This window comes from Pseudescherichia vulneris (assembly GCF_902164725.1).
Taxonomy (GTDB): Bacteria; Pseudomonadota; Gammaproteobacteria; order Enterobacterales; family Enterobacteriaceae; genus Pseudescherichia; species Pseudescherichia vulneris.
The window spans coordinates 2,307,769-2,314,398 of record NZ_LR607338.1 but is presented as its reverse complement, the minus strand read 5'-3'; the positions used below and the strand labels follow the sequence as shown (position 1 = coordinate 2,314,398).

The 6,630-nt window shown below is 59.5% G+C and carries 5 protein-coding genes; all 5 read left to right on the top strand.

Annotation, left to right across the window (positions count from 1 at the left end; genetic code table 11):
- Positions 1-28: 28 nt before the first annotated feature.
- The 5 genes from flhB to bglB all read left to right on the top strand — a co-directional run bounded on the left by flhB (position 29) and on the right by bglB (position 6,618).
- Positions 29-1,183, top strand: coding sequence for a flagellar biosynthesis protein FlhB (flhB, locus tag FN633_RS09890; protein WP_144818579.1), 1,155 nt, complete (start codon positions 29-31; stop codon positions 1,181-1,183).
- Positions 1,176-3,254: a flagellar biosynthesis protein FlhA gene (gene flhA, locus FN633_RS09885; RefSeq protein WP_154057587.1), complete on the top strand. Its 2,079-nt coding sequence runs from the start codon at positions 1,176-1,178 to the stop codon at positions 3,252-3,254. The genes flhB and flhA overlap by 8 nt, the downstream gene beginning before the upstream one ends.
- Positions 3,251-3,649, top strand: a complete 399-nt coding sequence (gene flhE, locus FN633_RS09880) for a flagellar protein FlhE (RefSeq protein WP_154057586.1) — start codon at positions 3,251-3,253, stop codon at positions 3,647-3,649. The genes flhA and flhE overlap by 4 nt, the downstream gene beginning before the upstream one ends.
- Before the next feature lie 242 nt (positions 3,650-3,891).
- Positions 3,892-5,478, top strand: coding sequence for an MFS transporter (locus FN633_RS09875; protein ID WP_154057585.1), 1,587 nt, complete (start codon positions 3,892-3,894; stop codon positions 5,476-5,478).
- Positions 5,479-6,618 carry a beta-galactosidase BglB gene (gene bglB, locus FN633_RS09870; protein ID WP_042391372.1) on the top strand — a complete coding sequence of 380 codons (1,140 nt, stop codon included), beginning with the start codon at positions 5,479-5,481 and terminating at the stop codon, positions 6,616-6,618.
- The last annotated feature ends 12 nt before the right edge of the window (positions 6,619-6,630 follow it).

Genomic DNA, 6,630 nt, shown 5'->3' with positions numbered 1-6,630 from the left:
GTGACGTAATGTATCGCGAGTATTTAGCGTGGCTGAAGAAGACAACGAGGACAAAACAGAGGCCCCCACACCCCACCGACTAGAGAAGGCGCGTGAGGAGGGGCAGGTTCCCCGCTCCAAAGAGCTTACATCGCTGCTGATCCTGGTGGTCGGCATCTGTGTGATCTGGATTGGGGGGGAGTCGCTCGCCCGTAGGCTGGCGGGACTGCTCTCATCTGGCCTCCGCTTCGACCACGGTATCGTCAACGATCCCCATCTGATCCTCGGTCAAACCGTCCTGCTGATCAAAGAGGCGATGATCGCGCTGCTGCCGCTCATTACCGGCGTGGTGCTGGTGGCGCTGATCGCCCCGATTCTGCTCGGTGGGCTGGTGTTTAGCGGCAAATCGCTGCAGTTCCAGTTCTCCAAGCTCAACCCGCTCAGTGGCCTAAAGCGTCTCTTCTCGGCCCAGGTCGGTGCCGAGCTGGTCAAAGCGGTATTGAAGGCCGTGCTGATGGGCGGCGTGGCGGGTCTCTACCTGACCCATAAGTGGCCAGAGATGATGCGCCTGATGAGCGAGTCGCCGCTGACCGCCATGAGCAACGCCCTTAACCTGGTGGGCCTCTGCGTGCTGCTGGTGGTGCTGGGCATCATTCCGATGGTGGGCTTTGACGTAATTTGGCAGATCTACAGCCACATCAAAAAGCTGCGCATGTCCCGTCAGGATATCCGCGATGAACACAAGCAGAGCGAAGGCGACCCGCATGTGAAAGGACGTATTCGCCAGATGCAGCGCGCCGCCGCCCGCCGCCGCATGATGGCGGATGTGCCCAAAGCTAACGTGGTGGTGACCAACCCGACGCACTACGCCGTGGCGCTGCTGTACGACGAGAACAAGATGAGTGCGCCGAAGGTGCTGGCCAAAGGGGCCGGGCTGGTGGCGTTGCGCATTCGTGAAATTGCCGCTGAAAACCGTATTCCCCTGCTGGAAGCACCGCCGCTGGCGCGTGCGCTCTACCGCCATGCCGATGTCGGCCAGCAGATCCCCGGTCAGCTCTACGCGGCGGTAGCCGAAGTGCTGGCCTGGGTATGGCAGCTCAAACGCTGGAAGCTCGCTGGTGGGCAAGCGCCGGTGAAACCCGCCAATCTTCCGGTGCCTGAAGCACTGGATTTTATGAACGACGAGAAGGACACTGATGAATAATCTGGTGACGATGTTGCGTCTGCCCAGCAACATGAAATCAGGTCAATGGCAGATTCTTGCTGGACCGATACTGATTCTGCTCATCCTGTCGATGATGGTGCTGCCGCTCCCGGCGTTCATCCTTGACCTGCTGTTTACCTTTAACATTGCGCTCTCCATCATGGTGCTGCTGGTGGCGATGTTTACCCAGCGCACGCTGGAGTTCGCCGCGTTCCCGACCATCCTGCTGTTTACCACCCTGCTGCGGCTGGCGCTGAACGTCGCCTCCACGCGTATCATCCTGATGGAAGGCCATACCGGCGGCGCGGCGGCGGGGAAGGTGGTTGAAGCCTTCGGCCACTTCCTCGTGGGCGGTAACTTTGCCATCGGTATCGTGGTGTTCGTTATCCTTGTCATCATCAACTTTATGGTTATCACCAAGGGTGCAGGGCGTATCGCAGAAGTCGGTGCGCGCTTTGTCCTCGATGGGATGCCGGGCAAGCAGATGGCGATCGACGCCGACCTCAACGCCGGGATTATCGGTGAAGAGGAGGCGAAAAAACGCCGCTCGGAAGTGACCCAGGAGGCTGACTTCTACGGCTCCATGGACGGTGCGAGTAAGTTCGTGCGCGGCGATGCCATCGCGGGCATCCTGATCATGGTGATTAACGTCGTCGGTGGTCTGCTGGTGGGCGTTCTGCAACATGGCATGGACATGGGCCACGCGGCGGAGAGCTATACCCTGCTGACCATCGGTGACGGGCTGGTCGCCCAGATCCCGGCGCTGGTGATCTCCACCGCAGCGGGCGTGATCGTGACCCGCGTGGCAACCGATCAGGACGTGGGCCAGCAGATGGTGGGTCAGCTTTTTAGCAACCCGCGCGTGATGCTGCTGAGCGCCGCCGTGCTGGGCCTGCTGGGCCTGGTGCCGGGCATGCCAAACTTTGTCTTTCTGCTCTTTACCGCCGGACTGCTGGGCCTCGCCTGGTGGCTGCGCGGACGTGAACAGAAAGCCCCGGTTGAGGCTGCGCCGATCAAGATGCCGGAGAACAACCAGGCGGTAGAGGCCACCTGGAACGACGTGCAGCTGGAAGACTCCCTCGGTATGGAGGTGGGTTACCGCCTGATCCCGATGGTGGATTTCCAGCAGGACGGCGAGCTGCTCGGACGTATCCGCAGCATCCGTAAGAAATTTGCTCAGGATATGGGCTTCCTGCCGCCGGTGGTGCACATTCGCGACAATATGGATCTGCCGCCGGCGCGCTACCGTATTCTGATGAAGGGCGTTGAGATCGGCAGCGGCGAGGCCTATCCGGGCCGCTGGCTGGCGATCAACCCTGGTACGGCGGCGGGAACCCTGCCCGGTGAGCAGACGATAGATCCGGCCTTTGGCCTGGCGGCGATCTGGATCGAAAGCGCCCTGAAAGAGCAGGCTCAGATCCAGGGCTATACCGTGGTTGAGGCCAGCACCGTGGTGGCGACCCATCTTAACCACCTGATTGGCCAGTTCTCCGCCGAGCTGTTTGGCCGCCAGGAGGCGCAGCAGTTGCTGGATCGCGTGAGCCAGGAGATGCCGAAGCTCACTGAAGATCTGGTTCCGGGCGTGGTTACCCTCACCACCCTGCACAAGGTGCTGCAGAACCTGCTGGATGAGAAAGTACCGATTCGCGACATGCGCACCATTCTGGAGACCCTGGCCGAGCATGCGCCGATCCAAAGCGACCCGCACGAGCTGACCGCGGTCGTACGCGTGGCGCTGGGCCGGGCGATCACTCAGCAGTGGTTCCCGGGCACCGGCGAAGTGCAGGTGATCGGTCTGGATACGCCCCTTGAGCGTCTGCTGCTGCAGGCGTTGCAGGGCGGCGGCGGCCTGGAGCCGGGCCTGGCGGATCGCCTGCTGGCCCAGACCCAGGAGGCGCTGGCCCGTCAGGAGATGCTTGGCGCGCCGCCGGTGCTGCTGGTGAATCATGCCCTGCGTCCGCTGCTGTCGCGCTTCCTGCGCCGTAGCCTGACCCAGCTGGTGGTGCTCTCTAATATGGAGCTGTCGGATAACCGCAACATCCGCATGACCGCCACCATTGGAGGTAAATAGTGCGTAGATTGTTAGGTCTTCTGCTGACGCTGCCGCTGCTGGCCCACGCGGCAGGTGAGGGGGCATGGCAGGCAAGCAGCATCGGTATCACCCTTAACCACCGGGGGGAGTCGATGTCGTCCCGACCGCTGGTCTCCTCCCAGCCCGTCTCCGGGCTGATGACGCTGGTGGCATGGCGCTACACGCTTAACGGCCCGACCCCGGCCGGGCTGCGGGTGCGCCTCTGCTCGCAGATCCGCTGCACGGAACTGGACGGAGAGAGCGGCACGACCCACGCCTTCAACGGCATTCCTGCCGCAGAGCCGCTGCGCTTTATCTGGGAAGTGCCCGGCGGCGGACGTCTGCTGCCAGCCCTCAAGGTTAGCCGCAATGAGGTCATCGTCAACTACCGCTAAGCGCTTCATTCTTCGCCAGTCATCACCGTTTTCAGCGGGATTATGATGGCTGGCTCTCAATTTTTGACCCCGCCTTTTGATGCAGAAGAAACACTGTTTTATAAATCAGTGACACACGTAGTGAGACTCTTTGTATTTTTGCCAACCGCGCCAGCGCAGTGGCAGAAACAGAAAGGTTTATCTGAACGCATCCTCTTACTTTAGCCGTGTAAGTACTCCCAAAACAAAAAGGGTTGGCGGCAATGAAAACACGTAAAATTGGACTGGCGAACTATCTCGCCTACGGATCCGGTGACTTTTTGGGGGCCGGAACGACAGCGTTGACCGCTGCGTGGCTCCTCTATTTCTACACAACGTTTTGTGGTTTAACGCCTATCGAGGCCACCTTCATCTTTGCCACCGCAAGGGTGCTGGATGCGGTCGTCAGCCCGCTAATGGGCTTTTTAACCGATAACTTCGGTTCGACCTGGCTGGGCAAACGCTTTGGCCGACGTAAATTTTTTATCATGCTCGGCATCCCGTGCGTCTTTAGCTACTCCATTATGTGGGTCGGCGACATGGGCTTCTGGTACTACCTGCTCACCTATCTGCTGTTCGATATCGTCTACACCATGATCCTCGTCCCGTATGAGACTCTGGTGCCGGAGATGACTGACGACTTCAAGCAGAAGACCAAGTTTTCCGGGGCGCGTATCGGTATGGCGCAGATGTCGGCGATCCTCGCCTCGTTCCTGCCGGGGATCCTGCTGACCCACTTTGGTAAAGACAACCCGGTCTCCTTCTTCTACGCCAGCCTGGTCTTCTCGGTGCTTTGCGCCCTGATGCTGACCTTCGTCTGGTTCTTCACCTGGGAGCGTCCGCGTGAGGAGTGGACCGAGGCCGCCCTGCGTGCCGAAGAGGAGAAGAAACACCTGACGTTTCGTCAGAGCATGACCCGCCTGTTTACCGAACTCAGTTCGACCCTGCGCATCAAAATCTTCCGTCAGCATCTGGGTATGTATCTTGGGGGTTATATCGCCCAGGACGTTTTCAACGCCGTCTTTACCTACTACGTTGTATTCGTCCTGATGCAGGAGGCGTCGCTGGCCTCTAACCTGCTCGGCACCATGGCTATCTTCCAGTTCATTGCGGTCATCGCCATGATCCCGCTCTGCATCCGCTTTGGACCCGCACCGTCTTACCGGATGGTGGTCACGCTGTTCGGCATCAGTTCCATCTCCTACGCCGTGCTCTACTACGCGGGCCTGAGCGACATCTACTCCCTGCTGCTGCTGGTTTCCGCCGTTGCCGGTCTCGGACGTGGGGGCATCAACTACGTGCCGTGGAACACCTACACCTACATCTCTGACGTGGATGAGGTGATCACCGGCCAGCGCCGGGAAGGGATCTTCGCGGGCATCATGACCTTAACCCGTAAAGCCTCCCAGGCCGGGGCAGTGATGCTGGTGGGGATCGTCATGCAGGCCTCCGGCTTCGTCTCCGGTCAGAAAACGCAGCCGGAGTCGGTTAGCCACACCATTCTGATGATCCTCTGCTTCGGTACGGTGGCGGTGCTGTTCTGTGGTTTCCTGGTGTCGCTGCGTTTCAAACTGAACCTGAAAACCCACAGCGTGCTGCGGGAAGAGACGGCCAAAATGCGCCAGTCTGGCCGCGCTATGCCGGAGACCGTGACGCCGCAGGCGCGGGCCACCGTTGAGATGCTAGCGGGAATGCCTTACGAGTCGCTGTGGGGCAACAACAATATCGGCTATCTGAATCGTAACAAGCCTGCCGCGCCGTCGCTGAAAGATCGCCCCGACCATGAATTCAATACGCAAGAGGTTAAGTAAATGATTGTTTACCCTGTCAAACATAGCCCTTTACTCTGTCAGCCGACGCGCTTTATCGCCCGGGACGAGCTGAAGGCACTGATCCAGAAGGTGACCCATAATCTGGTCAATATTCAGGATGCATCCGGTGAGTTTTTACTGCGACTAGACGACGGGCGCGTCATTGATACCAAAGGCTGGGCGGGCTGGGAGTGGACGCACGGCGTAGGGCTGTACGGCATGTATCAATACTATCGCCAGACCGGCGATGAGACGATGCGGGAGATCATTGATAGCTGGTTCGCAGACCGCTTTGCCGAAGGGGCTACCACCAAAAACGTCAACACCATGGCACCGTTTTTGACCCTGGCGTATCGCTATGAGGAGACCCGCAATCCGTCTTACCTGCCGTGGCTTGAGAGTTGGGCCGAGTGGGCGATGAACGAGATGCCGCGCACCGAACACGGCGGAATGCAGCACATCACACTGGCGGAAGAGAACCACCAGCAGATGTGGGACGATACGCTAATGATGACCGTGCTGCCGCTGGCGAAGATTGGCAAGCTGCTTAATCGCCCGGAGTATGTCGAAGAGGCGGTGTATCAGTTCCTGCTGCACGTGCAGAACCTGATGGATCGCCAGACCGGTCTCTGGTTCCACGGCTGGAGCTACGAGGGCAACCACAACTTTGCTCAGGCGCGCTGGGCGCGGGGCAACAGCTGGCTGACCATTGTGATCCCGGACTTCCTGGAGCTGGTGGATCTGCCGGAAAACAACGCCGTACGCCGCTACCTGGTGCAGGTGCTAAATGCGCAGATCGCCGCCCTGGCAACGTGCCAGGATGACAGCGGCCTGTGGCATACCCTGCTGGACGATCCGCACTCCTACCTTGAGGCGTCGGCCACCGCCGGGTTTGCCTACGGTATTCTGAAAGCGGTGCGCAAGCGCTACGTCGGGCCAGAGTATGCTGAGGTCGCGGATAAAGCGATTAAGGGAATTGTGAATAACATTTCGCCAGAAGGGGAGCTGCTGCAAACCTCCTTCGGCACTGGAATGGGGTCTAACCTGGATTTCTACCGCAATATTCCGCTCACCTCGATGCCCTATGGCCAGGCGATGGCGATACTCTGTCTGACCGAGTACCTGCGAAAATATTTTTGATAATAAAAACCC

Coding starts and splice junctions, on each gene's coding strand:
- flhA (WP_154057587.1), top strand. CDS start 1,176: ATGAATAATCTGGTGACGATGTTGCGTCTGCCCAGCAACATGAAATCA.
- FN633_RS09875 (WP_154057585.1), top strand. CDS start 3,892: ATGAAAACACGTAAAATTGGACTGGCGAACTATCTCGCCTACGGATCC.
- bglB (WP_042391372.1), top strand. CDS start 5,479: ATGATTGTTTACCCTGTCAAACATAGCCCTTTACTCTGTCAGCCGACG.